The 22,907-nt window shown below is 75.4% G+C and carries 28 protein-coding genes and 1 tRNA gene; 19 read left to right on the top strand and 10 right to left on the bottom strand.

What is annotated here, in order from left to right:
* The 8 genes from ACI78Q_RS09695 (at position 1) to ACI78Q_RS09730 (ending at position 6,675) form a co-directional block, all read left to right on the top strand.
* Positions 1-540, top strand: coding sequence for a dimethylamine monooxygenase subunit DmmA family protein (locus tag ACI78Q_RS09695; protein ID WP_456923130.1), 540 nt, complete (start codon positions 1-3; stop codon positions 538-540).
* Complete coding sequence (locus tag ACI78Q_RS09700) at positions 537-1,523, top strand: PDR/VanB family oxidoreductase (protein WP_456923131.1); 987 nt, start codon at positions 537-539, stop codon at positions 1,521-1,523. The genes ACI78Q_RS09695 and ACI78Q_RS09700 overlap by 4 nt, the downstream gene beginning before the upstream one ends.
* Positions 1,520-2,512, top strand: coding sequence for a heme-dependent oxidative N-demethylase family protein (locus tag ACI78Q_RS09705; RefSeq protein ID WP_456923132.1), 993 nt, complete (start codon positions 1,520-1,522; stop codon positions 2,510-2,512). Before ACI78Q_RS09700 ends, ACI78Q_RS09705 begins: the two co-directional genes overlap by 4 nt.
* Positions 2,509-3,063, top strand: coding sequence for a dimethylamine monooxygenase subunit DmmA family protein (locus tag ACI78Q_RS09710; RefSeq protein ID WP_456923133.1), 555 nt, complete (start codon positions 2,509-2,511; stop codon positions 3,061-3,063). Before ACI78Q_RS09705 ends, ACI78Q_RS09710 begins: the two co-directional genes overlap by 4 nt.
* The gene (locus ACI78Q_RS09715) at positions 3,060-3,998 is read left to right on the top strand and encodes a PDR/VanB family oxidoreductase (protein ID WP_456923134.1); all 939 of its coding nucleotides are present in this window, start codon (positions 3,060-3,062) and stop codon (positions 3,996-3,998) included. The genes ACI78Q_RS09710 and ACI78Q_RS09715 overlap by 4 nt, the downstream gene beginning before the upstream one ends.
* The gene (locus ACI78Q_RS09720) at positions 3,995-4,984 is read left to right on the top strand and encodes a heme-dependent oxidative N-demethylase family protein (RefSeq protein ID WP_456923135.1); all 990 of its coding nucleotides are present in this window, start codon (positions 3,995-3,997) and stop codon (positions 4,982-4,984) included. Before ACI78Q_RS09715 ends, ACI78Q_RS09720 begins: the two co-directional genes overlap by 4 nt.
* 106 nt (positions 4,985-5,090) lie before the next feature.
* Positions 5,091-5,282 (top strand): hypothetical protein, encoded by a 192-nt coding sequence (locus ACI78Q_RS09725; RefSeq protein WP_456923136.1) that lies wholly within the window; start codon positions 5,091-5,093, stop codon positions 5,280-5,282.
* 52 nt (positions 5,283-5,334) lie between these two features.
* The gene (locus ACI78Q_RS09730) at positions 5,335-6,675 is read left to right on the top strand and encodes an MFS transporter (protein ID WP_456923137.1); all 1,341 of its coding nucleotides are present in this window, start codon (positions 5,335-5,337) and stop codon (positions 6,673-6,675) included.
* Between the two features lie 97 nt (positions 6,676-6,772).
* Here ACI78Q_RS09730 and ACI78Q_RS09735 read toward each other — a convergent pair whose 3' ends face one another.
* On the bottom strand, positions 6,773-8,128 hold the full coding sequence (locus ACI78Q_RS09735; RefSeq protein ID WP_456923138.1) for an ammonium transporter: 1,356 nt from the start codon (positions 8,126-8,128) through the stop codon (positions 6,773-6,775).
* 153 nt (positions 8,129-8,281) lie between these two features.
* On the opposite strand from ACI78Q_RS09735, the gene ACI78Q_RS09740 reads away from it, so the two are divergent.
* Positions 8,282-9,400, top strand: coding sequence for an NAD-dependent epimerase/dehydratase family protein (locus tag ACI78Q_RS09740; protein ID WP_456923139.1), 1,119 nt, complete (start codon positions 8,282-8,284; stop codon positions 9,398-9,400).
* Here ACI78Q_RS09740 and ACI78Q_RS09745 read toward each other — a convergent pair.
* Positions 9,397-10,086, bottom strand: a complete 690-nt coding sequence (locus ACI78Q_RS09745) for a PaaI family thioesterase (RefSeq protein ID WP_456923140.1) — start codon at positions 10,084-10,086, stop codon at positions 9,397-9,399. The two genes, ACI78Q_RS09740 and ACI78Q_RS09745, sit on opposite strands and share 4 nt — an antisense overlap.
* Positions 10,079-11,233, bottom strand: coding sequence for an acyl-CoA dehydrogenase family protein (locus tag ACI78Q_RS09750; RefSeq protein ID WP_456923142.1), 1,155 nt, complete (start codon positions 11,231-11,233; stop codon positions 10,079-10,081). Before ACI78Q_RS09750 ends, ACI78Q_RS09745 begins: the two co-directional genes overlap by 8 nt.
* Positions 11,234-11,406: 173 nt before the next feature.
* Between ACI78Q_RS09750 and ACI78Q_RS09755 the strand changes: the two genes are divergently transcribed.
* Together ACI78Q_RS09755 and ACI78Q_RS09760 are read left to right on the top strand one after the other, a co-directional pair.
* Complete coding sequence (locus ACI78Q_RS09755; protein ID WP_456923143.1) at positions 11,407-11,901, top strand: STAS domain-containing protein; 495 nt, start codon at positions 11,407-11,409, stop codon at positions 11,899-11,901.
* Positions 11,902-12,024: 123 nt separating this feature from the next.
* A complete protein-coding gene (locus ACI78Q_RS09760; protein ID WP_456923144.1) occupies positions 12,025-12,606 on the top strand; it encodes a histidine phosphatase family protein in 582 nt (193 codons plus the stop codon).
* Positions 12,607-12,780: 174 nt separating this feature from the next.
* On the opposite strand, the gene ACI78Q_RS09765 is transcribed toward ACI78Q_RS09760, so the two are convergent.
* Positions 12,781-13,875 carry an EAL domain-containing protein gene (locus tag ACI78Q_RS09765; RefSeq protein ID WP_456923145.1) on the bottom strand — a complete coding sequence of 365 codons (1,095 nt, stop codon included), beginning with the start codon at positions 13,873-13,875 and terminating at the stop codon, positions 12,781-12,783.
* Between the two features lie 125 nt (positions 13,876-14,000).
* Between ACI78Q_RS09765 and ACI78Q_RS09770 the strand changes: the two genes are divergently transcribed.
* Positions 14,001-14,624: a TetR/AcrR family transcriptional regulator gene (locus tag ACI78Q_RS09770; RefSeq protein ID WP_456923146.1), complete on the top strand. Its 624-nt coding sequence runs from the start codon at positions 14,001-14,003 to the stop codon at positions 14,622-14,624.
* 24 nt (positions 14,625-14,648) lie between these two features.
* Here the strand turns inward: ACI78Q_RS09770 and ACI78Q_RS09775 are convergent, their stop codons facing one another.
* A complete protein-coding gene (locus ACI78Q_RS09775; protein ID WP_456923147.1) occupies positions 14,649-14,879 on the bottom strand; it encodes a DUF3618 domain-containing protein in 231 nt (76 codons plus the stop codon).
* Between the two features lie 90 nt (positions 14,880-14,969).
* Between ACI78Q_RS09775 and ACI78Q_RS09780 the strand changes: the two genes are divergently transcribed.
* The 5 genes from ACI78Q_RS09780 to ACI78Q_RS09800 all read left to right on the top strand — a co-directional run bounded on the left by ACI78Q_RS09780 (position 14,970) and on the right by ACI78Q_RS09800 (position 18,186).
* A tRNA-Leu gene (locus ACI78Q_RS09780) sits at positions 14,970-15,050 on the top strand.
* Positions 15,051-15,090: 40 nt separating this feature from the next.
* Positions 15,091-15,228 (top strand): hypothetical protein, encoded by a 138-nt coding sequence (locus ACI78Q_RS09785; protein ID WP_456923148.1) that lies wholly within the window; start codon positions 15,091-15,093, stop codon positions 15,226-15,228.
* A 79-nt stretch (positions 15,229-15,307) separates the two neighbouring features.
* Entirely contained in the window at positions 15,308-15,493 is a 186-nt protein-coding gene (locus ACI78Q_RS09790; RefSeq protein ID WP_456923149.1) for a hypothetical protein, read from the top strand.
* 69 nt (positions 15,494-15,562) lie between these two features.
* Positions 15,563-17,611 (top strand): glycosyltransferase, encoded by a 2,049-nt coding sequence (locus ACI78Q_RS09795; RefSeq protein ID WP_456923150.1) that lies wholly within the window; start codon positions 15,563-15,565, stop codon positions 17,609-17,611.
* Positions 17,608-18,186, top strand: a complete 579-nt coding sequence (locus ACI78Q_RS09800; RefSeq protein WP_456923151.1) for a hypothetical protein — start codon at positions 17,608-17,610, stop codon at positions 18,184-18,186. The genes ACI78Q_RS09795 and ACI78Q_RS09800 overlap by 4 nt, the downstream gene beginning before the upstream one ends.
* A 6-nt stretch (positions 18,187-18,192) precedes the next feature.
* Here the strand turns inward: ACI78Q_RS09800 and rdgB are convergent, their stop codons facing one another.
* A complete protein-coding gene (gene rdgB, locus ACI78Q_RS09805; RefSeq protein WP_456923152.1) occupies positions 18,193-18,804 on the bottom strand; it encodes an RdgB/HAM1 family non-canonical purine NTP pyrophosphatase in 612 nt (203 codons plus the stop codon).
* A complete protein-coding gene (gene rph / locus ACI78Q_RS09810; protein WP_456923153.1) occupies positions 18,801-19,556 on the bottom strand; it encodes a ribonuclease PH in 756 nt (251 codons plus the stop codon). The genes rdgB and rph overlap by 4 nt, the downstream gene beginning before the upstream one ends.
* A 59-nt stretch (positions 19,557-19,615) precedes the next feature.
* Here rph and ACI78Q_RS09815 point away from each other — a divergent pair, with 59 nt between their 5' ends.
* A complete protein-coding gene (locus ACI78Q_RS09815) occupies positions 19,616-20,020 on the top strand; it encodes a YjbQ family protein (protein WP_456923154.1) in 405 nt (134 codons plus the stop codon).
* A 10-nt stretch (positions 20,021-20,030) separates the two neighbouring features.
* Here ACI78Q_RS09815 and ACI78Q_RS09820 read toward each other — a convergent pair whose 3' ends face one another.
* The gene (locus tag ACI78Q_RS09820; RefSeq protein WP_456923155.1) at positions 20,031-20,819 is read right to left on the bottom strand and encodes a methyltransferase domain-containing protein; all 789 of its coding nucleotides are present in this window, start codon (positions 20,817-20,819) and stop codon (positions 20,031-20,033) included.
* A gap of 144 nt (positions 20,820-20,963) precedes the next feature.
* On the opposite strand from ACI78Q_RS09820, the gene bcp reads away from it, so the two are divergent.
* Positions 20,964-21,464: a thioredoxin-dependent thiol peroxidase gene (bcp, locus tag ACI78Q_RS09825; protein WP_456923156.1), complete on the top strand. Its 501-nt coding sequence runs from the start codon at positions 20,964-20,966 to the stop codon at positions 21,462-21,464.
* A gap of 191 nt (positions 21,465-21,655) precedes the next feature.
* Here bcp and ACI78Q_RS09830 read toward each other — a convergent pair whose 3' ends face one another.
* Both ACI78Q_RS09830 and ACI78Q_RS09835 read right to left on the bottom strand, forming a co-directional pair.
* On the bottom strand, positions 21,656-22,195 hold the full coding sequence (locus tag ACI78Q_RS09830; RefSeq protein WP_456923157.1) for a DUF4188 domain-containing protein: 540 nt from the start codon (positions 22,193-22,195) through the stop codon (positions 21,656-21,658).
* A 153-nt stretch (positions 22,196-22,348) separates the two neighbouring features.
* Positions 22,349-22,834 (bottom strand): DUF4262 domain-containing protein, encoded by a 486-nt coding sequence (locus ACI78Q_RS09835; protein ID WP_456923158.1) that lies wholly within the window; start codon positions 22,832-22,834, stop codon positions 22,349-22,351.
* Between the last annotated feature and the right edge of the window lie 73 nt (positions 22,835-22,907).

Raw genomic sequence — 22,907 nt, forward strand, 5'->3', positions numbered from 1 at the left:
ATGGGGATCGAGCACACCAGCGTGCCGCGGTGGGAGACCGCGGCACCGGCACTCCCCGGCAACGCCCGGAGCGTCACGCTCCTGGCGCTGGACGACGCCGCGGACCAGGTCGTCACCTCCTGGGAGGCGGCCGCCGCGGAGGCCGGGATCGACGCGCGGGCGATGCGCACCCGGGGCTGCGCGGAGGCGCTGCCCTGGCTGGCGGCGCAGATGGCGGACGCCGTCGTCGGCTGGAGGTTGCTCGTGGCGGGCCCGGAGGCCGACGTCCTCCGGGCCCGCGCCCGGGCGCTGCAGCTCGGCGCCGTCCCGGCCGAGATCCTGACCTCGGTCACCGGGGTGCCGGTGCGACGGGTCCACTGCGCGCACTGCGCCGAGGAGACGGAGACGACCGCCCCCGTGGACGGGACGTGCACGTGCCGCGGCTGCGGCCGCACGCTGCACGTCTACCACCACGTCTCCCGCCGTCTGGGCGCCTACCTCGGCTACATGGTCGACGCCGAGGACGCCGAGCCGGCTCTCGCGGCGGGGGTCCCCGCGTGACGACCCTGTCCCTGCCGACCCCGGCCGCGGTCGCCGTCCCGCCCGGTCGGGGCCCGCTCGACCTCGTCGTGGCGGAGGTGCGGGAGGCCGCCGACGGCATCCGGTCGATCACCCTGGTGGCCGCGGACGGGAGCATGCTGCCGGCCCATCCCCCGGGCAGCCACCTCGTGCTGCACTGCGGCGCCCGCCGCAACGCCTACTCGCTGACCGGATCAGGGACCTCACCGGACCGCTACACGATCTCGGTGCTGCTCTGCCCGGACGGCGCCGGTGGCTCGCGGTGGGTGCACCGGCTGGCGGCGGGCGACGTGGTCCGCGCCGAGCGGCCGCGCAGTGCCTTCGCCCCGGTCGCCACCGCCCGGCACCACCTGCTCGTCGCCGGCGGCATCGGCATCACGCCGATGCTCTCCCACGCCCGGGCGGCGGTCCGCTGGCGTCGCGACTTCACCCTCCTCTACGGCTACCGCCCCGGTGCGGGTGCACACCTGGCCGAGCTGCGGGAGCTGTGCGGGCCGCGGCTGGAGGAGCACCCGGACGTCGCGACCTTCCTGCCCCGCCTCGAGGCCGTCCTGGGTTCGGCACCGCTGGGCACGCACCTCTACGCCTGCGGGCCCGCGCCGCTGCTGGACTTCGTGCTCGCCACGGCGGACCGGCTCGGCTGGCCGGAGCACCGGGTGCACACCGAGCGCTTCTCCGCGGAGACGCTGGACCCCGGCGAGCCCTTCGCGGCCACGCTGGCCCGGTCCGGACGCCGCATCGCCGTCCCCTCCGGCGTGAGCCTGCTGGAGGCCCTGGAACGCGACGGGATCAGCGTTCCCAACCTCTGCCGGCAGGGGGTCTGCGGCGAGTGCCGCGTCCCGGTCCTCGCCGGCCGTCCCCTCCACCGCGACCTCTTCCTCACCGAGGAGGAGAAGGCCGCCGCCGACAGCGTCATGTGCTGCGTGTCGCGCAGCACCGGTCCGTCCCTGGAGCTCGACCTGTGACCAGCACCGACCTGATCGATCGGGCGCTGCCCGACCGCATCGCCTCCTTCCCCTTCCCGTTCCCCACCGACCGCTACCGCTACAGCACCAACGTCGAGCCGGCGGGTGCGACCCACGAGACCGCGGCCGGCAGCTGGGGCGAGCACGTCCTGCACGTGGACGAGTACTACGGGTCCGACAGCGCCGAGTGCGCCGCCCTGCTGGCGGCCGACCCCGCCCGCCTGCAGGAGCTGCCGCACATGAGGCCGGCGTGCTGGGACGCGATGCTCTACGTCATGGGCGAGCTCCAGCGGGCCCGGCCCGACGCCTTCACCCTCGACCACCTCGGCGGGGACCGCTGGCACTGGCGCAACCGGCTGCTCGGCATCGAGCAGGAGTTCGTCCTCGGCGACGAGGCGACCCTGCCCACCGACCCGCTGCGCTTCACCGCCCCCCAGGTGCAGGACGACCTGGTGCTCCTCGACCAGCGCGAGGGATCCCTCTGGGCCGACGCCGGCGTCGTCACCGCGGCCGCCGACTGGTCCATGCGCTTCGACGTCGGCATGAGCTTCCCGGAGATCCACGGTCCCGTCCCCCGGGTCCACCCGGCCGGCGTGGTCAACCGTGCGCACCAGTTCCTCATGCGACTCCAGCCCGGCGAGGTGTACCGGCGGACGAACTGGACGATGACCGTCGGCCGGCGCCTGGACACCGCGACGGAGACCTATCCCGAGTGGGGGCCCGACCGCAGGCTCGTGCTCCAGGAGGACCTCGGCGCCCGCCTTCATCTCCGGGTGGAGGTGCAGCACCTGGTCCGCCTGCCCGGCTCCGGTGCCGTGCTGTTCCTCATCCGCACGTACCTCCTGCCGCTGGAGGACGTCGCCCGTGTGCCGGCCTGGCGGGACCGGTTCGCCGCCGTCCTCGAGGAGCTGCCGGAGGACATGGCCGACTACAAGGGCCTGACCCGGTACCGCGAGGCCGCGGTCGCCTGGCTGAGGAGCGCCGCGTGACCGCCCTGCTGCCCCCTCCCCCAGCCGCCCCGCCCTCCCTGCGGCCCCGCCTCACCAGCGTGCCGGTCTGGCCCCCCGAGCCCCCGCCCCTGGACCTCACGGGCCGGTCGTTCCTGATCGTGCACATCGGCCCCGCGGCCCACGGCGTGGTCGAGCAGTGGCTGGCCCAGGCCCGGGAGCAGGGCCGGCCGGTGCGCCTGTGGGGCCTGCCGCGGACCGACGAGGGCTCGGGTGCCGAGCTCGCCCGTCGCCTCGGCGCGCTGTGCGTGGGCGCGCGGCTGGTGATCGCCGGCCCGGAGGCCGACGTGCTCGCGATGGCGGCGCACGCCCGCCGGGCGGGTCTCGTACCGGAGGAGATCACCACCTTCGCCGTCGGGCGGGAGTCCCTCCGCGTCTTCTGCGTCCACTGCGAGGTGACCTCGCGGCTGGCCGCCGACCCCGGCGCCGAGGTGGACTGCCCGGGCTGCGGCACGCGGCTGGAGGTGCACGAGCACGTCTCCGGGCACCGGGGCAGCTACCTCGCCTCCGCCGTGGCCGGGGGCGCCTCGTGAGCGCCACCACCCGGATGCGCGTTTCCCGGGTCGACCAGGTCACCGACGGCGTCCGACAGTTCGTCCTCACCAACCCCGAGGGCCGGACTCTGGCGGGGTACGCACCGGGCAGCCACCTGGTGGTGACCGCCGGCGGCAAGCGCAACGCCTACTCCCTCACCGGGTCCGGGATCGCCCCCGCCGACTACCGGATCTCCGTGCTGCGCACCCGGGGCGGCGAGGGGTCGGCCTGGCTGCACGACTCCGTGTCGGTCGGCGACCTGCTGGAGGTCGAGGGGCCGCGGGCCGCGTTCCGGCCCGAGCTGGCATCGACGAAGTCGCTGCTGGTGGCGGCGGGCATCGGCGTGACCCCGATCCTGTCGCACCTGAGGGCCGCAAGGATGTGGGGCCGTCCCGTGGAGGTGGTCTACGGGTACCGCCCCGGGGCCGCGGCGCACCTGGCGGAGCTGCGGGACCTGGCCGGGGCCGACCTGGTCGAGGCGCCGGGCCGGTACGCGCTCGCCGGCGCCCTGCGCGAGCGGCTGCCGGCCCAGCCGTGGGGGACGCACGCCTACGCGTGCGGACCGGTCGCCGTCCTCGACCTGTTCACCGAGACGGCCCGGGCGGCCGGCTGGCCGTCCGCCCGCGTGCACCTGGAGCACTTCGCGGCGCCGCCGCTCGACCCCGGCCGGCCGTTCACCGCGCGACTGCGGCGCAGCGGCCGCCGGCTGCCGGTGCCCAGCGGCACCAGCCTGCTCGAGGCGGTGCTCGGCGCCGGGGTCGACGTGCCCAACATGTGCCGCCAGGGCGTCTGCGGGCAGTGCCTGGTGCCCGTCACCGCCGGCCGCGTCGAGCACCGCGACCTCGTCCTCGACGAGGCCGACAGACAGGCCTCGACCAGCATGCTCGCCTGCGTGTCGCGGGCGGCCGACAGCGAAGTGGAGCTCGACCTGTGAGTGATCTGTCCCGGCTGCCCTGGCCGTTCGCGCCCGGTGAGCGGGCGTTCCGGTACGCGGTCAACGTCGAGCCGGCCCGCCGCCGCGTCGAGACCCCCGCCGGCTCCTGGGGCGCGCACGTCGTCGACCTCGGGGACGACTACGAGGAGCAGATGCGGATGCGCCGTGAGCTGCTCGCGCGCGACCCGGGACGGCGGCAGGTGCTCCCGCACATGGAACCGGCCTGCTGGGACATGCTCCTGTACCTGCTCCGGGAGCTGGTCGCCGCCCGCCCCGACGTGATGCACCTCTCCGGGGACGGCCGGGAGTTCGGCTGGCGCAACGACCTCCTCGGCATCGAGCAGGAGTTCGTCCTCGGCGACGCCGCCACGCTGCCGACCGACCCGCTGACGTGGATCGGCTGCCAGGTGCCCGACGACATCCTCATGGTCAGCGACCGCGGTGGGCGGCTGTGGTTCGACGCCGCCCTGGTGACCTGGGCGGCCGCATGGTCGGTGAAGTTCGACGTCGGCATGCACCTGGACGAGATCCACGGACCGGTGCCGGGACTCAACGAGGGCGGCGTGACCAGCCGCGCGACCCGGTTCATGCGCAGCCTGACGACCGAGCAGACCTACCGCCGGGTCAACTGGACGTTCTCCGCGCACGGGTCACCGCGGCGCGACATCAGCCTCGAGGTCAAGCCCGAGTGGGACGCCGACGTGCCGCAGCTGGTGCGCGACGGCGACTTCGGCCGGCTGCAGTTGCGCATCGAGCTGGAGCACCTCACCCGGCTGCCGTTGACCGGGACGCTGACGTTCAACATCCGCACCTACATGGCCCCGCTGGCCGAGATCGCGACGATCCCCGAGTGGAGCGGGCAGCTCGCGGCCGTCGTCGCCGAACTGCCCGACGACATCGCCGGGTACAAGGGCATCGCGCCCTACCGCGACGAGGTCGTGGCCTGGCTGACCGAGGCCACCCGCGCCCACGTCGCCGCGGCGTAGCCGGGCCCCGGCGCCCCCGCGGCCACCGTGGGGGCGCCGCCACGCATGGAGCGGGGCTCCGGCGGGCACCCCGGGAGCCCATCGGAGACACCACCGGGAGGTCCCCGTGTCCGCATCCAGCCGCCGCTGGCGCACCGTCGCCGCCGGCTTCGCCATCGCCCTCGCCTCCGTCACCACCGCCGGCTGCGGCAGTGACGTGGTCGACGACGACGTGCAGCAGGACGTCGAGCAGGGCGTCGACGACGTCGAGCAGGAGGTGGAGGACGCCACCGACGGCGAGGACGGCGAGAACGGCTGAGCCCGCCGGCGCCACCGCGTGACCGGTGACCCCGCGGGGTAGGGCGGGGGCGATGAGCACCGACGCGACGACGACCTCGGCGACCCGGGCCCAGCGGCTGGACCGGCTGCCGTTCACCCGTGAGCACGGCCGGCTCGTCGTCGGCTCCGGCCTCGGCTGGGCCCTGGACGCGATGGACGTCGGCCTCATCTCCTTCGTGATGGCCGCGCTCGCCGTCCAGTGGTCGCTGGGCCCCACCGAGCTGTCCTGGATCGGGTCGATCGGCTTCGTCGGCATGGCCCTGGGCGCGACCCTCGGCGGGCTGCTGGCCGACCGGATCGGCCGCCGCCAGGTCTTCGCGCTCACCCTGCTGCTGTTCGGCCTGGCCACGGGCGCCGCGGCGCTGGCGTGGTCGGTCGGCGCACTGCTGGTGTTCCGCTTCCTCATCGGCCTCGGCCTGGGCGCCGAGCTGCCGGTGGCCTCCACGCTGGTCAGCGAGTACGCGCCGGCGCGGGTCCGCGGGCGGGTGGTCGTGGCGCTGGAGGCGTTCTGGGCGGTCGGCTGGCTGCTCGCGGCGCTGATCGGCTACTTCGTCGTCCCCCGCAGCGACGCGGGCTGGCGGTGGGCGCTGGCGCTGGGCGCGGTCCCGGCGGTCTACGCGGTCGTCGTCCGCCGCGGGCTGCCGGAGTCCGTGCGCTTCCTGGAGCTGCGCGGCCGGGAAGACGAAGCGGAGGCGGCGGTGCGCCGCTTCGAGTCCGCGGCCGGGGTGCCCCCGGTGCCGTCGACGACGCCCGAGCCGGCGGCGCCGCCCGGGCCCGGGGCGCTGTGGGCGCGGGAGAACCGCGGCCGGACGGCGGCGCTGTGGACGGTCTGGTTCGGCATCAACTTCGCCTACTACGGCGCCTTCATCTGGCTGCCGACGCTGCTGGTGGCCTCGGGGTTCTCGCTGGTGCGGTCCTTCGGGTTCACCCTGCTGATCACCCTCGCCCAGCTGCCCGGCTACGCCGCGGCCGCGGTGCTCATCGAGCGGTGGGGGCGGCGGCCGACGCTGGTGGTGTTCCTGCTCGGCTCCGCGGTGGGGGCCGGCCTGTTCGCGCTGGCCGACGGCGACACCGCCGTGCTGGTCACCGGCATGGTGCTGTCGTTCTTCAACCTCGGCGCCTGGGGCGCGGTGTACGCGGTGACGCCGGAGGTCTACCCCACGGCGCTGCGGGGCACCGGCGCCGGAGCCGCCGCCGGGTTCGGCCGGATCGCCTCGATCGCCGCCCCGCTGTGCGTGCCGCCGCTGCTCGCGGCCGGCGGCAACGGCCTGGTGTTCGGCACCTTCGCCGCGTTCTTCGTGCTCACCGCCGCGGCCTCGTGGGCACTGCCCGAGCACCGCGGCCGCACGCTGGAGGACGTCGGCGCGGCGTAGCGCGCCCGACTCCACCGTGATCATGGCGCCGTGACCACCGGGAGGGTGTCCCGGGTGGTCACGGCGCCATGATCGTCGCGGAGCCGTGAAGGCCCGGTCAGCGCGTGGGCGTCTCCGCCCGCGGAGACGGCGCACCGGCGGCGATCCGCTCGGCGGAGGCGATGACGCTCTCCGGCGTGCTCGTCGCTCCCGGCGTGTGCAGAGCGCCCTCCAGGTCGTAGGCGACCTCGGCGTGCTCGGCGAGGTCGATGCCGTTGACCTCGACCTCCTTGGTCACCCGCATGCCGACCGTCTTGTGGATCGCCAGGGCGATCAGCAGCGAGACGACGAACGAGTAGCCGACCACCGCGACCGCCGCGACCGCCTGCACGCCGAGCAGCTCGAATCCGCCGCCGTAGAGGAGGCCGTCGCGGCCGCTGGGCGCCGCGGCCGAGCCGAAGACGCCGACCAGCAGGGTGCCGACGATGCCGCCGACCAGGTGGACGCCGACGACGTCCAGGGAGTCGTCGTAGCCGAAGCGGTACTTCAGGGCGACCGCCAGCGGGCAGATCGCGCCGGCGACGGCACCGACGGCGAGCGCGCCCATCGGGGTGACCGCGCCACAGGCCGGGGTGATGGCGACCAGACCGGCGATGGCGCCGGACATCCCGCCGAGCACCGTGGCGTGCCCGTCCCGCAGCCGCTCGACCAGCAGCCAGGCGAGGATCGCCGCGCAGGTGGCGTTGAAGGTGTTGAGCATGACGACCGACGCGCTGTTGCCGGCCGCCAGCGCCGAGCCGCCGTTGAAGCCGAACCACCCGAACCAGAGGATGCCGGCGCCGAGGGCGACCAGCGGCAGGCTGTTGGGCCGGGCCTGGCGCGGCCAGCCGGTCCGCTTGCCGACGACGAGGACGACGGCCAGCGCGGCCACACCGGCGTTGATGTGCACCGCGGTGCCACCGGCGAAGTCGACCGCGGCGAGGTCGTTGGCGATCCAGCCGCCCAGCACGCTGCCGTCGGCGGAGTCGAAGGCGAACACCCAGTGTGCGACCGGGAAGTACACCAGCGCGGCCCAGAGCCCGGCGAACAGCAGCCACGGGCCGAACCGCACCCGGTCGGCGACCGCGCCCGCGATGAGCGCCGTCGTGATGACCGCGAACAGCGCCTGGAACACCGCGACCAGCGCCGGTGGCAGGGCCGCGCTCTCGTCGCCGGACACGAGGGACCCGAGCCCCAGGTACTCGGTCACGTCGCCCAGCAGGCCGGTCCCGCCGTAGCTGTTCCCGAAGACGGCGGAGAAGCCGAACAGCGTCCAGAGCACGCCGACGACAGCGACGGCCCCGAACACCATCATGATCATGTTCAGGATGCCGCGGGAGGAGACCATCCCCCCGTAGAACAGCGCCAGCCCCGGGATCATCAGGGCGACGGCCATCGTGGCGGCGAGGATGAAAGCTGTGCTTCCGACGTCCATGCGGGCCTCTCGATCGTCTACTCGCGGTGTTCGCGGTTGCGTGCGAGTAGACGGGACGCGGGTTACCGCCGTGGTCGTCGTCTGTGACATTCGGGTGACGCGCCGGCCCGCGGCTCCCGGGTTCACCGGCCGTCCTGGGGGTAGCCGCCCTCCATGGCTGAACTGACCCGGGACCACCTCCAGGGCCTGACGGTCGCCGTCACGGGCGCCAGCGGCAACGTCGGGACGGCGCTGCTGCGCCGGCTCACCGCGCCGGGCAGCGGGGTGGCCGAGGTGCGCGGGCTGGCCCGTCGCCGGCCGCCGGACGGCGCACCGTACGACGGCGTCCGGTGGTTCCCGGCCGACCTCGGGGAGACCCGCAGCGAGCACGTGCTGACCCGGTTCCTCGACGGCGCCGACGCGGTGGTGCACCTGGCCTGGGCGCTGCAGCCCGGCCGGCAGCCGGAGCGGCTGCACCGGGTGAACGTGGAGGGCACGCGGCGGGTGGCCCGGGCGGCCGCGGCCGCCGGCGTGGCCCAGTTCGTGCACATGTCCTCCCTCGGCGCCTACGCCGCCGGCTCCGGCGGGCAGAAGGTCACCGAGGACTGGCCGACCACCGGCATCCCGAGCTCCCAGTACAGCCGGGACAAGTCCGAGGCCGAACGGGTGGTGCGGGAGGTCCTGGGCCGGCGTCCGGACACCACGCTGACCGTGGTGCGCCCGACCCTCGTGCTGCAGCCGGAGGCCAGCAGCGAGATCGGCCGCTACTTCCTCGGCCCGCTGTTGTTCGGCGCCGCCCGTCTCCTGCCGGGTGCGGTCGCGAGGCTGCTGCCGCTGCCGCTGCCCTCGGTGCACGTGTCGTTCGTGCACGCCGACGACGTCGCCGACGCCCTCGGCCGGGTGCTGGACCGCCGCGCCCCGGGCCCGTTCAACCTCGCCGCCGAACCCGTCATGGACGCCGACGACATCGCCCGCGCGCTGGGCAGCGTCCGGGTGCCGACGCCGGCGTTCGTGCTGCGCGCCGGGCTGTCGGCCGCCTTCCACGCCCATCTGGTGCCCACCGAGCCCGGCTGGCTGGACCTCGGCACGCAGGCGCCGGCACTGGACACCACCCGCGCCCGCAAGCTGCTGGACTGGGCTCCGTTCCACAAGGGCGACGACGTGCTCACCCAGTTCGTCGCCGCACTCGGCCGCGGCGAGGGTGCGCCGGGGCCGCTGCTGCGCCCGGCCGGCGGCCCGGAGCGGGACCCGGCCGGCGACCCGGCCAACGCGCCCGGCCCGCGGGCCGACTAGTCGCCGGCCCTGTCCTCCCGGGCAGTCCAGGCGGCGATCGGGCGGCCCATCGGCGCGAACACCTCCGCTGACCGCTCGGGGCGCAGGGCCACGAACAGGGCCTCGGCCTCGGCGAGCACGGTGCCCGTGTCGTCCTGGGGGACCAGCCGCGCGGTCGCCGGGGTCCGCCGGCCGTTGGCCTCCCCCGCCTCCGCGGCCACCAGCAGCGGGACGCCGAGCGGCACCGGACGGCGGTAGCGGACGGTCAACGTGGCGGTCAGGCCGCCCCGCCCGGCCGCGCGCACCGCCCGGGCCAGCACGTGGTCGAGCAGGGTGGCGACCACGCCGCCGTGCACCAGCCCGGGCGGGCCCTCGTGCGCCCGGCCCACGGTGACCCGGCCGGTGGCCCGTCCGTCGGGGGTGTCGGTCGCCTCCAGCGGCGGCGCGACGGGGCTGCCGGGGCCGTAGACCGGGCTGTACCAGCGCTCCCCGCGCTCGGGGTCGTCGACGGAGGCGACCTCGTGGAGGCCGCGGTCGGCCGCCCGCAGCCGGGCGGTGAGCGCGCGGGCCGCCGCAGCGACGGCGGCCAGCTCGTCGGCCGGCACCTCGGTGCGGACGGCGGCGTCGACGAGGTCCCGCAGCGCCGTCCCGAGCTCGCCGACGACCTCCCGGCGGGCGGCGCGCTCGGTCGGCGGCAGCTCAGGCACGGGGCATGCCCGCCGCGCGGAGCAGGCCGCCGCCGATGATCACCCGCTGCACCTCACTGGTGCCCTCGTAGAGGCGGTAGAGCCGCGCGTCGCGGTAGAAGCGTTCCACCGGGGTGGTCCGCAGGTAGCCCAGACCGCCGTGCACCTGCACCGCCCGGTCGACGGCGCGGCCGACCATCTCGGTGCAGAACAGCTTCGCCGACGACGGCCCGACCGAGGTGTCCTCGCCGGTGTCGTAGCGGGCCGCGACGTCGCGCACCATGGCCCTCCCGGCGAGCAGCTCGGCGTGCATGTCGGCGAGGTGGGCCTGCACCAGCTGGAACCGCCCGATCGGCGCCCCGCCCTGCTTGGCGGTGGCGGCGTAGGCGACGGACTCGTCGAGCACCCGCTGCGCCATGCCGACGCACAGGGCCGCGATGTGCAGCCGACCGCGGGACAGGACGGTCAGCGCCTTGGCGTAGCCGCGGCCCTCCTCCCCGACCAGCGCGCCGGCGGGGACGCGCACGTCGTCGAGGAAGACCTCGGCGGTCCAGGCGCCGGACTGGCCCATCTTCGCGTCGTGCGGGCCGACCGTGAGCCCGGGCGTCCGCGCGTCGACGACGAAGCTGGAGATGCCGCGGCCGCCCCTCTCGGCGGGGTCGCTGCGGGCGAAGACGACGAAGAGGTCGGCCAGCGGGGCGTTGGTGATGTAGCGCTTGCTGCCGGTGAGCACCCACTCCCCGCCGTCCCGCCGGGCGGTGGTGCGCAGCCCGGCCGGGTCGGAACCGGCCTCGGCCTCGGTGAGGGCGAAGGACCCGATCAGCTCCCCCGCGGCCAGCCCGGGCAGGTACCGCTGCTTCTGCTCCGCGCTGCCGAACCGGGCGATGACCTGGCCGGCGATGCCGTTGTTGGTGCCGAACAGCGACCGGAACGCCGGGGTCGTGTAGCCGAACTCGAACGCCAGCTCGACGTCCTCGGCCATGGTGACGCCGAGCCCGCCGTACTCCTCGGGCAGGGCGTACCCGAACAGGCCCATCTCCGCCGCGCGGGCCCGCAACTCGTCGGGGATGCGGTCCTCGTCCTCGATGCGTTCCTCGAGCGGCATGACGACGTCCCGCACCAGCTGCCGGACGGCGTCCCTGACCTGGCTGAAGTCCTCGGCGTCCACGCCGTCATGCTGCCGCGACTGGCAGCGCCCCGCCTCGGCGGGTCGCACCTGACACGCCAGCGCACAGCGCAGTCGAACCAGCACTGCCTGTTGTGGCGGGAGGCCCTCGGAACTAGCGTCGACGGCAGTCGCCCGAACCCGCGGCGGCCCCTGCACAACCCGCCGGAGTGCCCGTGCCGCACCTGCAGGTCGCCCTCGTCCCCGCTCCCGACCAGGTCGTCGTCCGGGTGACCGGCGACGCGGACGTCTCCACCGTCGACCGGCTCACCGACGCCCTCCGCCGGGCCGCCGGCCTCGGCACGGGGCGGGTGGTGGTGGACGTCGCCGGTGCCCGCTTCCGTGACTGCTCGGGGCTGCAGGCGCTCACCGCGTTCACCGACACGCTGGCGCCCGCGGGCCGGCAGTGCCGGGTGGTCGGCGCCCCCGCCGACACCCGCCGGCTGGTGCGGGACGCGGGGCTCGCCGACCGGCTGGAGCTCGACGGCCCGCTCGGCGGCGCGGACCCGGTGCGGACCGGGCCGACCGTCCCGCTCCTGCCGCCGCTGCCGGCCGAGCCGGCCGCCGTCCGGCGCGCCCTCGCCCTGCGGCAGGGACGGTCGGCGCGGCGGTCCGACGACCGGCCGGCCCGGCGGCGGGCCCGCACGGCGACGCTGCGCCGCTGGGGGTGACCGGCCGGCGCCGGGAGCGACGCGGCGCCGTGCCCGATGGGGGGCCGCTGACCCCGGTCGGTCCGGTTGTCGGCATCCTGCACGCTGACGACGATGTGACCTCCCGGACAGTCAGGAGGCCCCATGGGCGAGATCGTCGTACTGCGGCACGGGCAGACGGAGTGGAGCCTCAGCGGTCAGCACACCAGCGTCACCGACCTCCCCCTGCTCCCCGAGGGCGAGGAGCAGGCGCGGCGGCTGGCCGGTGTCTTCGGGGACCGCACCTTCGCCGCGGTGTGGGTCAGCCCGCGGCTGCGGGCCCGGCGGACCGCCGAGCTGGCCGGGCTCACCCCGACCGGCACCGAGGATGACCTCGTCGAGCTCGACTACGGGGGCTACGAGGGCCGGACGACGGCGGCGATCAGCGAGGAGCTCGGCCGCACGTGGTCGATCTGGGTCGACGGCACCGTCGCCGGGGACACCCCCGGGGAGTCGCTGGCCGACGTCGGCAGGCGCGTGGACCGCGTCCTGGAACGGGCGCGGCCGCTGCTGGACGACGGCGACGTGATGCTGGTCGCCCACGGACACGTGCTGCGGATCCTCACCGCCCGCTGGCTGGGCCTGGACCCGGCGGCCGGCCGCCTGCTGGCCCTGCCCGCCGGTTCCTACGGGATCCTCGGCCACGAGCACAGCCGCCCGGTGCTCACCGGGTGGGGCCTGCACTGACCCCACCCGTCATCCGGCGGGGTCCGCGGCGTCTGCAGTGGTGTGCCGAACGGTGCGGGAACCCCCGGGCGCGACACCCCGGGGTCAGGGTCCTTCGGACCCCCCGGAACACGTCGTCGGTCCCGCGCGTGTCCGTGCGGCCGCGCGCACGCTGCCGGAGTGCTCAGCCGACCATCACCGTGGCGCCCGGAGAACGGCGGCCGTCCCGCCGTCCCCCGGGGGCGCGACCGGGCGGCCGAACAGCCAGCCCTGACCCAGGTCGGCGCCCAGGTCGGTGACCTCCTCGGCGACCCGCTCGCTCTCCACGCCCTCGGCGACGACCTGGGCACCCAGCCCGTGGGCCACCTCCACCACCGACCGCACCATCGTCCGCGCGCCGTCGTCGGGCAGGGCCTGCACCAGGGCCTTGCCCAGCTTGACGACGTCCGGGCGCACCGTGGACAGCAGGGAGCGGCTCGACCAGCCGGCCGCGACGTCGTCCAGGGCGACCCGCCAGCCCAGCGAGCGGGAGTGCTCGAGCACCGACAGCAGGTGCCCCCGGTCGGCGACGGCCGACACCTCGCCCACCTCGACGACCAGCCGGCCGGCCTCGATGCCGGCGTCGTGCAGCGCCTGCTCGGTCGAGGCCAGGCCGGTCCGCGGGCGGACGACCGACGCCGGGTCGGAGTTGACGAACAGGTCGGCGTCACCCAGCCAGGACGCGGCGCCGGCGATCGCCGACTCCCGGCCGATCCGGTCCAGCCGCGGCAGCCAGCCGGCGGACTCGGCGACGAAGAAGAGGTCCTCACCGCCGACCTCCCGGCCGTCGACCAGGCCGCGCAGCAGCGCCTCGTGGGCGACGACCGACCGGTCGGACAGGCGGACGATCGGCTGGTACACCGACCACAGCTCGGCCTCGGCGAGGACGCCGATCTCGGCGGTCACCCCGCGGCGGGCCAGTTCCACGGCCAGCGTGGGTGCGCTCAGCAGCCGGGCCGCGAGCGCGGGCTCCTGCGTCGGGGGGTCGGTGGCCACCCGCACGTGCTCGGCCTCCGCGGTGGTCAGCTCACGGGCGAGGCGCCGGAACAGGCGGTCGATGCCGCGGCCGCCGTCCTCGTCGGTGAGGTCGAGGAGGTCCGGCCCACCCGACACCGACAGCCCGACCGCTCGCGCGAAGCGGGCCACCTCCCCCAGCAGCTCCCCGTCGGTGCTGCCCAGGAGCACCCGGCCGGCCGAGCCGGGCACGTGCCAGTACTCCCGGCGCCGGGCGCCGCCGACGGTGGTTCCCACGCCAGCAGGATGACCGAGCGGGCACACGAGCGCGCACAGGCGCGCGGGAAGCCGGAACCCCACCGAACACACACACGTTGCACGCCTGTCGGGCGTCACCAACTTGAATGTCTAAGGTCAGCTCCATGGTCGCACCACAGATGATCGATCCGCCGCGCTCCGCCCGGGGCGGACGCCCTCGTGACCCCAGCCGGGACGAGGTGATCCGGGCGGCGATCCTGCGGCTGCTGGCCGAGGTCGGGTACGCCGCGCTGACGATGGACGCCGTCGCCTCGGAGGCCGGCGTCGGGAAGGCGACCATCTACCGCCGCTGGCGGACCAAGCAGGACCTCGTGGTCGACACCATCTCCGACATGAGCCACGCCATGGCCGTGCCGGCCGACACCGGCACCATCGAGGGCGACCTGCGCGAGCTCATGCACCGGGTGGCCATGGCCACCACGAGCCCGGCCGGGGCCGCGATCCGTTCCCTGCTGCCGGCCATGCAGCACCAGCCGGCCCTGGTCGAGGCGTTCCGCAGTGGCCCCCTCGCGGTGTGGCGGGCGGCCTACGCGCAGATGTGGGCGCGCGCCGAGGCCCGCGGCGAGGTCCGCCCGGGGCTGGCGCAGTCGGTGACGGCGGAGGCCACGAGCGCGCTGATCGTGCAGCGGTGGCTGCTCACCGGCGAGCCGGTGGACGACGAGTACGTGGAGCGCGTGCTCGAGGTCGTCGTCCTGCCGCTGATCGCCAACGCGCGGCCGGAGGCCTGAGCCTCCGCCGCGCGCGGCGACCGGTCAGTCGTTGCGGTGCCGGACCTTCTGGACGACGACGAGGCTCATCAGCAGGCCGAGCGCCCCGACGCTGGCGAGGCCGACCGGCGTCTGCAGGAACTGCTGGACGGCGGCCTGCCCCTTGGCCTTCAGGCGCTGCGGGCTGCTCCGGTAGACCAGCTGGTCCAGGGTGGCCGCCAGCGACTCACGGGCGGCGTCGATCTCCAGCTGGATCTGTCGAGGGTCGCGAGGCACGGGCGACAGCCTGCCAGACGCACCACCGTCCAGCGCGTTCCCGTCGGTCGGGGGCCACCCGCACGGGCGATCCCTACACTCGGCCCTCGAGCGGGAGTGGTGTAACGGCAGCCACGCCAGACTTAGGATCTGGTGCCTTCGGGCGTGGGGGTTCGACTCCCCCCTCCCGCACTCGGGCCGCCCGGTCGGGGTGGCTCGGTGGCTTCCGCCCGTGACCGACCTCGACGAGCACGGCCGGCCGGAGCCACCCCGCGCGGCCGACGGGACCGCCACCCTCCTGGGCTTCCTCGAGCACCAGCGCGCGACGCCGGCGTGGACGTGCACGGACCTGGACACGGCCGGGCTGTAGCCGCACGTCGCAGTCCCCCGATCGGGTCGTCCTCGCCGGAGACGCTCCGCCGCGGGGCCGGACCTGCCGACGACGTCCCGTGCCCCTCTCCCTCTCCCCCACCGGCCCCCGCCACCTCGCCCCGGACGCCGACGCCGTCGTGCGCGTCGCCGCCGACCGCGGCCCGGGACGGCACGCCGCCCCCGAGGACGACCGCACCGAGTACGACCCCCGGGTGGACGGCGACCTGCTCGACTGGCTGGGGTTCGCCCCGGCCGCCGGCTGACCCACCCGTCCGGGTGACGGCCCGGTGTCCCGGTTCGACCGGGACACCGGGCCTGCCGACTCCCTCGCCGTGACGCTTCTGCCCTCGCACCCGGCGGCCTCCGGCCGAGCGGCACCCGGCGCGGTCCTGCCGCCCCCCGAGCGCCGGCTGGGTGACGTCCTCGTCGAGCAGGGCGTGCTCACCCCGGCCCAGCTCACCGACGCGCTCCGCCAGCACCAGGAGGTCGGCGAGCCGCTCGGCGCGGTGCTCCTCGCCCGTGGTCTGGTGACCCGCCGGCAGCTGTACGTGGCCCTCGCCGACGTGTGGGGCGCGGACATGGCGTTCGTCGACCCGGTCGAGGTCGACCCCGACCTGGCCCGGCTGTTCCCCTCGGCGATGCTCGCCCGCGAGGTGTGGGTGCCGCTTCAGGTCGAGCAGGACGCCGACGGCGAGCCGCAGGTGGTCGTCGCGACCGCCGGCCGCCCGTCGGCGCACGTCGCCCAGGAGGTCGTGCAGCGCACCGGCATCCAGCGGGTGCGCCAGGTGGTGACCACCGACTGGGACGTGCAGCGCGCGCTGCGCACGGTCTGGCGGGAGGAGCTGGTGCACGACGCGGTGCGGTCCCTGGCCGAGCGGCGTCCCGACGAGTCGGCGTCCAAGGTCTTCGTCTGGCCGCAGGTCGCCCTGGGCCTCACCCTCACCGTCGGCACGGTCGTCTGCGCCGCCCTGTGGTTCTCCACGACCATGTCCTGGCTGGTCGCCGTCGTGAACGTCGCCGTCGCCCTCGCCGTCGGCACCAAGGCGCTGATCAGCACCGTGGGCACCGCGTACGAGACCGTCGAGCAGGTCACCGACGCCGAGGTCGCGGCGCTCGAGGACACCGACCTGCCGCGGTACACGATCCTCGTGCCGGTCTACAGAGAGGCCGGCATCGTCGGCCTGCTCATGCGCAACCTCGCCGCGCTGGACTACCCGCGCGAGAAGCTGGAGATCCTCCTGCTGCTGGAGGAGGACGACCCGGAGACGCTGAGCGCCGCCCTGGCCGCGGCCCCGCCGGACCTCGTCCGGATCGTCGTCGTCCCGCACTCGCTGCCCAAGACCAAGCCGCGGGCGTGCAACGTCGGCCTGGCGTTCGCCCGCGGTGAGTTCGTCGTCATCTACGACGCCGAGGACCGTCCCGATCCCGACCAGCTGAAGAAGTCGCTGATCGCGTTCCGCAAGGGCGGCGAGGACCTGGTGTGCGTGCAGGCCGCGCTGAACTACTTCAACGCGCGGGAGAACCTGCTGACCCGCATGTTCACCCTCGAGTACTCCTCGTGGTTCGACTACACCCTGGCCGGCCTGGACAAGCTGCGGCTGCCGATCCCGCTGGGCGGCACGAGCAACCACTTCCGCACCGACCTGCTCCGCCGGCTCGGTGGCTGGGACCCGTACAACGTCACCGAGGACGCCGACCTGGGCATCCGGGCCTCGGCCCGGGGGCACCGCGTCGCGGTCGTCAACTCGACGACCTACGAAGAGGCCAACATGGCCGTCGGCAACTGGATCCGGCAGCGCAGCCGCTGGATCAAGGGCTACATGCAGACGGTGCTGGTGCACACCCGGCACCCGCTCACGCTGGTCCGGACCGTGGGGCTGCGGCAGACCGCGGGCTTCGCGCTGCTCATCGGCGGCACCCCGCTGATGTTCCTGGCCACCCCGTGGCTGTACGCGCTGTTCCTCGCCGACCTGCTGGTGCCGGGCGTGATCGTCCCGGACCTGCCGGAGTGGCTCGCCCTCGTCAGCCTGGCCAACCTGCTGTTCGGCAACGGCGTGATCATCTACCTGTCGCTGCTGGCCGGCTTCAAGCGGCGCAGCTACGGCCTGGTGCCCTTCGCGCTGCTGTCGCCGCTGTACTGGCTGCTGCACTCGATCGCCTCGTACAAGGCCGCCTGGCAGCTGGTGACCAAGCCGTTCTACTGGGAGAAGACCCAGCACGGGCTCTCCGCCCACGTCCAGGGCCCGGGCGCCCCGGCCGCCGCGTCCGAGGGGACGGCGCGCTCCGGGGCGCCGGTGTCCGCGGACGTCGGCCGGCACGCCGCCGCCGACGTGCACGGGCGGGTGGCCTGGTCCGACATCGCACCGGAGGTGCAGCGGTGACCACGACCTCGCGGCCGGCGACCGGCCGGCCGGCTGCCACCTCGGCGGTGCGCCCACCCCGCGTCGACCTGCGGCGGGTGTTCCTCGTCTGCGGCCTGGTGCTGGCCGCCGAGATCCCCCTGATGCTGGTCATGGGCCGCTCGTGGGACGAGGCCCTGCTGCCCGGTTACGCGATCCTCATGGTGACCTTCGGGGCGGTCTTCTGCGTCGCCGCGGTGACCGTCGCCGGCTTCACCGCCGGTGCCGCCGCCGCGGGCCTGCTCGTGCTCGGCGTCGTCGGGCTGGTGCCGGTGCTCGCCGGCGCGGCCGTGCTCGCGCTGCTCTGCGGGATCGCCCCCGGGTGGGCGCGGGTCGAGGCGTGGCAGGCCGCCCGCTCGGTCGCGCTGACCGCCGGGGAGGAGGCCGGTGTCGCCCGCGCCGCGCTGCCGCTCACCGGCCGGCACCGGATGCGGGGCCCCCGCCAGCGGATCGTCTGGCGCGGTGACCGGGCGTTCGCCGCCTTCCTCGTCCTGGCCTTCCCCCCGTCGATCACCGCCCTGTCGCTGTGGTTCGTCGGGTGGGTCGCCTCGCGGTGAGGCCGGTCAGGCGGGCCGGAGCAACTCGGCCACCAGCGGGACCAGCGCCGAGAAGGCCTGACCGCGGTGACTCCGCGCGTCCTTCTCCGCCGGGGCCAGCTCGGCCGCGGTGACCTCCAGACCGTCGGGCTGGAACACCGGGTCGTAGCCGAACCCGTTGCCGCCGCGGGCCTCCCGCACCACCCGGCCGCGCCACGAGCGCTCCAGCACGTGCTCGGCACCGCTCGGCGTCACGACGGCGGCCGCGCAGACGAACGCCCCGCCGCGCCGCTCGTCGGGGACGTCGGCCAGCTGGCCCAGCAGCAGCGCGGTGTTGGCCGCGTCGTCCCCGTGCCGCCCCGACCAGCGGGCGCTGAGCACCCCGGGCATGCCGTTGAGCGCGTCGACGGTCAGCCCGGAGTCGTCGGCGACCGCGGGCAGGCCCGTGTACCGCACCGCCTCCCGCGCCTTGAGCAGCGCGTTCTCGGCGAACGTGACACCGGTCTCCGGCGCCTCGGGGTACTCCTCGACGTCCCGCAGGCCGACGACCTCCACCCCCGGGACGGCGCACTCCAGCAGCCGCTGCAGCTCGGCGAGCTTGCCGGGGTTGCGGGTGGCCAGCAGCAGCCGGGTGCTCACCGGGCTCCCTCCGACCGGGCCAGCGCCTCGGCCTGCAGCCGGCTCAGCTCGGCGCAGCCGCCCACGGCGAGGTCCAGCAGCGCGTCGAGCGTCGCCCGGTCGAAGACGCCGTTCTCCGCGGTGCCCTGCACCTCGACGAAGCTGCCGTCGCCGGTGCAGACGACGTTCATGTCGGTGCCGGCGCGGACGTCCTCCTCGTAGGCGAGGTCCAGCCGCGGCTGCCCGTCGATGACGCCGACGCTGACCGCGGCCACCGACTGCACGATCGCCTTGGGCCGGGCCAGCTTCTTCCGGGCACCGAGCCACGACACGGCGTCGGCCAGGGCCACGTAGGCCCCGGTGATCGCCGCGGTCCGGGTGCCGCCGTCGGCCTGCAGCACGTCGCAGTCGATCGCGATGCTGTTCTCCCCCAGCGCGGCCAGGTCGATGGACGCGCGCAGGGACCGCCCGATCAGCCGGCTGATCTCGTGGGTGCGACCGCCGATCCGGCCCTTGACCGACTCGCGGTCGCTGCGGGTGTGGGTGGCGCGCGGCAGCATCGAGTACTCGGCGGTCACCCAGCCCAGGCCCGAGCCCTTCCGCCAGCGGGGCACGCCCTCGGTCACGCTCGCCGCGCACAGCACGCGGGTGCGGCCGAACTCGACGAGCACCGAGCCCTCGGCGTGGTCCAGCCAGTTGCGGGTGATGCCCACCGGCCGGAGCTGGTCGGCCGCCCGGCCGTCGGGGCGGGTCTTCGCGGGGGTCGCCGTCACGTACGCCGACAGTAGTGCGCACCGGGCGGTTCCCGGTCGGCCCGGGCAGGATCGCGGGCATGCGATCGGAGCTGCGAGCGGTCCGCACCGGCGGCGTCCCCACCGTCGTCGACCTCACCGAGGAGTGCGCCGACTTCGTGCGCGCCGAGGCCGACGGGCTGCTGCACGTGTTCGTGCCGCACGCCACGGCCGGGGTCGCGATCATCGAGACCGGCTCGGGCAGCGAGGAGGACCTGCTGGCCCAGCTCGACGTCCTGCTCCCCCGGGACGACCGCTGGCGGCACCGGCACGGCAGCCGCGGGCACGGCCGCGACCACGTGCTGCCGGCGTTCGTGCCCCCGCACGCGAGCGTCCCGGTGCTGGAGGGACGGATGCAGCTGGGCACCTGGCAGCGGATCTGCCTCGTCGACACCAACGCCGACAACCCGCAGCGCCACGTGCGGCTGTCGTTCCTCTCCGGCTGACAGCTGCAGTTCACCCGACCCGCGTGCCGCGGAAGACGTAGCGGTTGAGGCTGAAGAAGTACTCCGGCCCGAGCGAGCGCAGGTCGCCGGCCCAGCCCTCGACGTCCTCCGCCGTCAGTCCGTTCCGGCCCACCACGAAGGCCGCGACCAGGTCGAGCAGGCCCGCGCTGAAGGCGCGCGGTCCGTAGCCGACGTCGAGCAGGGGCAGCACGCGGACGGGTTCCACCCGGAAACCGGCCCGTTCCAGGTGGCCGGCCAGCCGCACGGGCAGGTGCGGGTCGGCCAGGTGCTGCTCCCACGCCTCCAGCACGCGCGCCGTCCGGACACGGTCGCGCGAGTGCCAGACGACCGAGTCCCAGTCGGTGTCCAGGACGAGGACCCGGCCCCCCGGCCGCAGCACGCGCCACAGCTCTGCGACCGCCGCCGCGACGTCCTCGACGTACTCGAGCACCTGGGTCGAGACGGCGACGTCGAACGTGGCGTCGGCGTACGGGAGGGCGACCGCGTCGGCGCACCGCAGCTCGACCGGCGCGGCTCCCTCCGCCGTCGCCCGCCGGCCCGCGAGGGCGAGCATGCTCTCGCTGGTGTCGACGCCGCAGACGCGCCCGGTCGGCCCGACGGCCCGTGCCAGGTCGGCGGCGAGCAGCCCGGGACCGACGCCGACGTCGAGCACCCGCTCCCCCGGACGCAGGGCCAGCAGCTCCACGACCGCGCGGCGCTGCTCCACCAGGGCGTCGCCCGTGTAGGCCTCCTCGAGCCGGCGCGACGCCTCGTCGTCGTAGTGCAGAGGGCCAGCCATGGCCGTCTCCTCCCGGTGCGGCCGGACGGACCGACTGTGGCCCTCCGCCCCCGCGGTGGCCAGCCCGTTCCCGACGACCCGTCGCGCGGGTCCACCCCGGCACCCCGTGGAGTCCGGTCGGGAGGACACGGCAGGATGCCGGACATGACCGACACCGACAGCAGCACCGACTCGGCCCCCGTCCGCCTCGCCCCCGGCGACCCGGCGCCCGAGTTCACGCTGCCCGACGCGGACGGCACCCCGGTCTCCCTCGCCGACCACCGCGGACGCCGGGTGATCGTCTACTGCTACCCCGCTGCCCTCACCCCCGGCTGCACCACCCAGGCCGTCGACTTCACCGCCTCGGCGGGGGAGCTCGCCGAGGCCGGGCTGGACATCATCGGCATCTCGCCGGACCCGCCGGAGAAGCTGCTGCGGTTCCGCGAGAAGGAGAGCCTGAACATCACCCTGGTCTCCGACGTCGACAAGCAGGTGCTCACGGCCTACGGCGCGTTCGGGCCGAAGAAGCTCTACGGCAAGGAGGTCATCGGCGTGATCCGCTCGACCTTCATCGTCGACGCCGACGGCCGCATCGAGAAGGCGTCCTACAACGTCAAGGCCACCGGGCACGTGGCCAAGCTGCGCCGGGAGCTCGGCCTGGCCTGAGGCCGGCAGCCGGGTGACGTCGAGGTGGGAGCAGAGATCCCGCCGGACTCCGGTGCCGCCGGGTCTTGCGGTGTCCTCCTCGCTCTTGCGGTGCGGCAACGCCGCCGGAGCGTGCGCAACACCGCGAGAGCACCACTCCCAGCACGGCTCTCGGCGGTGCGCTCGTGTCCGAGGGGCGCGGCCTGCGCGCCTCAGGTGCCGGAGGGCCCCGTCGCGGGCGCCGGATCCGGCTCCGGCGCCCGCGGCCCCGGCACCGCACCCGCCTCCCGGCGCAGCCGGAGCCGGGCCGAGCTGTTGCCCGCGAGCGGCACGACCCGGCCGGCGGCGGCGAGCCCGGCCTCCGGCACGTCGCTGTAGATGGCCTCGTACTCCCCCGCGCGCACCAGGTACGTCTCGTGCCAGATGCCGGTCCGCCCCTGCGGATCGCGCCGGAACCACTCCAGCCAGGTCGGCCGGTGCAGGTCGCCGGGGTCCCGGGCGAAGGCCTCCAGGTGCTCGAAGGAGCGCCAGTACTGGATCACGGTCAGCCCTGACATCCGGTAGCCGAGCAGCCCCTTCTCCGGCCGGCGCACCAGCTCCGCGAGCATCGCCTGCATGCCCCGCCGCCGGCCACCGAGGTCGCGCAGGCTCTGCAGCACCCGCCACGGGGTGTTGAGCCGCGCCCCGATGACGAAGACGACGAAGTCGCCGTCGATCTCGGCGCCGAAGCGACCGCGGTGGATGCGCGCCATCGGACTCCCTCCCGCCTGCCGGGCCGCTGCCCGTCGACGGCTCATGCTCGACCGCTCCGGCCGGCCGGGACACCCCCGCGCCCCGCCACCCCGCGCGCCGGGACCGTGCACCGCGCGCGGCGCCGCGGTGCGTGACCGCGACCGCCGTCGGGTTCACGCCCGCCACGTGCCCGGCCGGGGCCGGCCGACCGGACCGCACGGGTGGCCGGGCTCCCACGGGAACGTGCCGTCGCGCGAGGGCCAGGTCAGCTGGTACGCCGGGACGGACTCCTCGGCCGGACGCCGGTAGGAGCGGTTGGCCGAGTACAGGATCTCGCCGGGGTTGGGGCACACCTCGACGAACAGCCGCCCCGGCCGGTCCACCAGGGCGACGAACTCCCCCGCCACCAGCGCCCGCCCTCCGAGCACCAGCGCGGCGACGTCGTCGAGCGGGCGGCGCGTGGCCCCCGGGCCGAGCCCGACCACGACCAGCTCCGGGTGCCCCAGCCCGAACAGCCCGACGGTGTAGCCGAAGGCGGGCTCGTCGGGCGACTCCCCCTCGCCGACGTACTGCACGGCCCAGCGGTTCTCGCGGATGAGGGTGGTGAGGTGGGCGTCCTCCTGGTCGAGCCAGGCGATGGTCTGCGGGTCGGTCGTCATGCCCGGGAGTCTGCGCCGGGGCCCGGACGTCGCGCCGGGACCGGCTGCGCCGGCTGTGGACGGCGGCGCTCCC

The sequence above is a fragment of the Geodermatophilus sp. SYSU D00705 genome, from assembly GCF_054050135.1.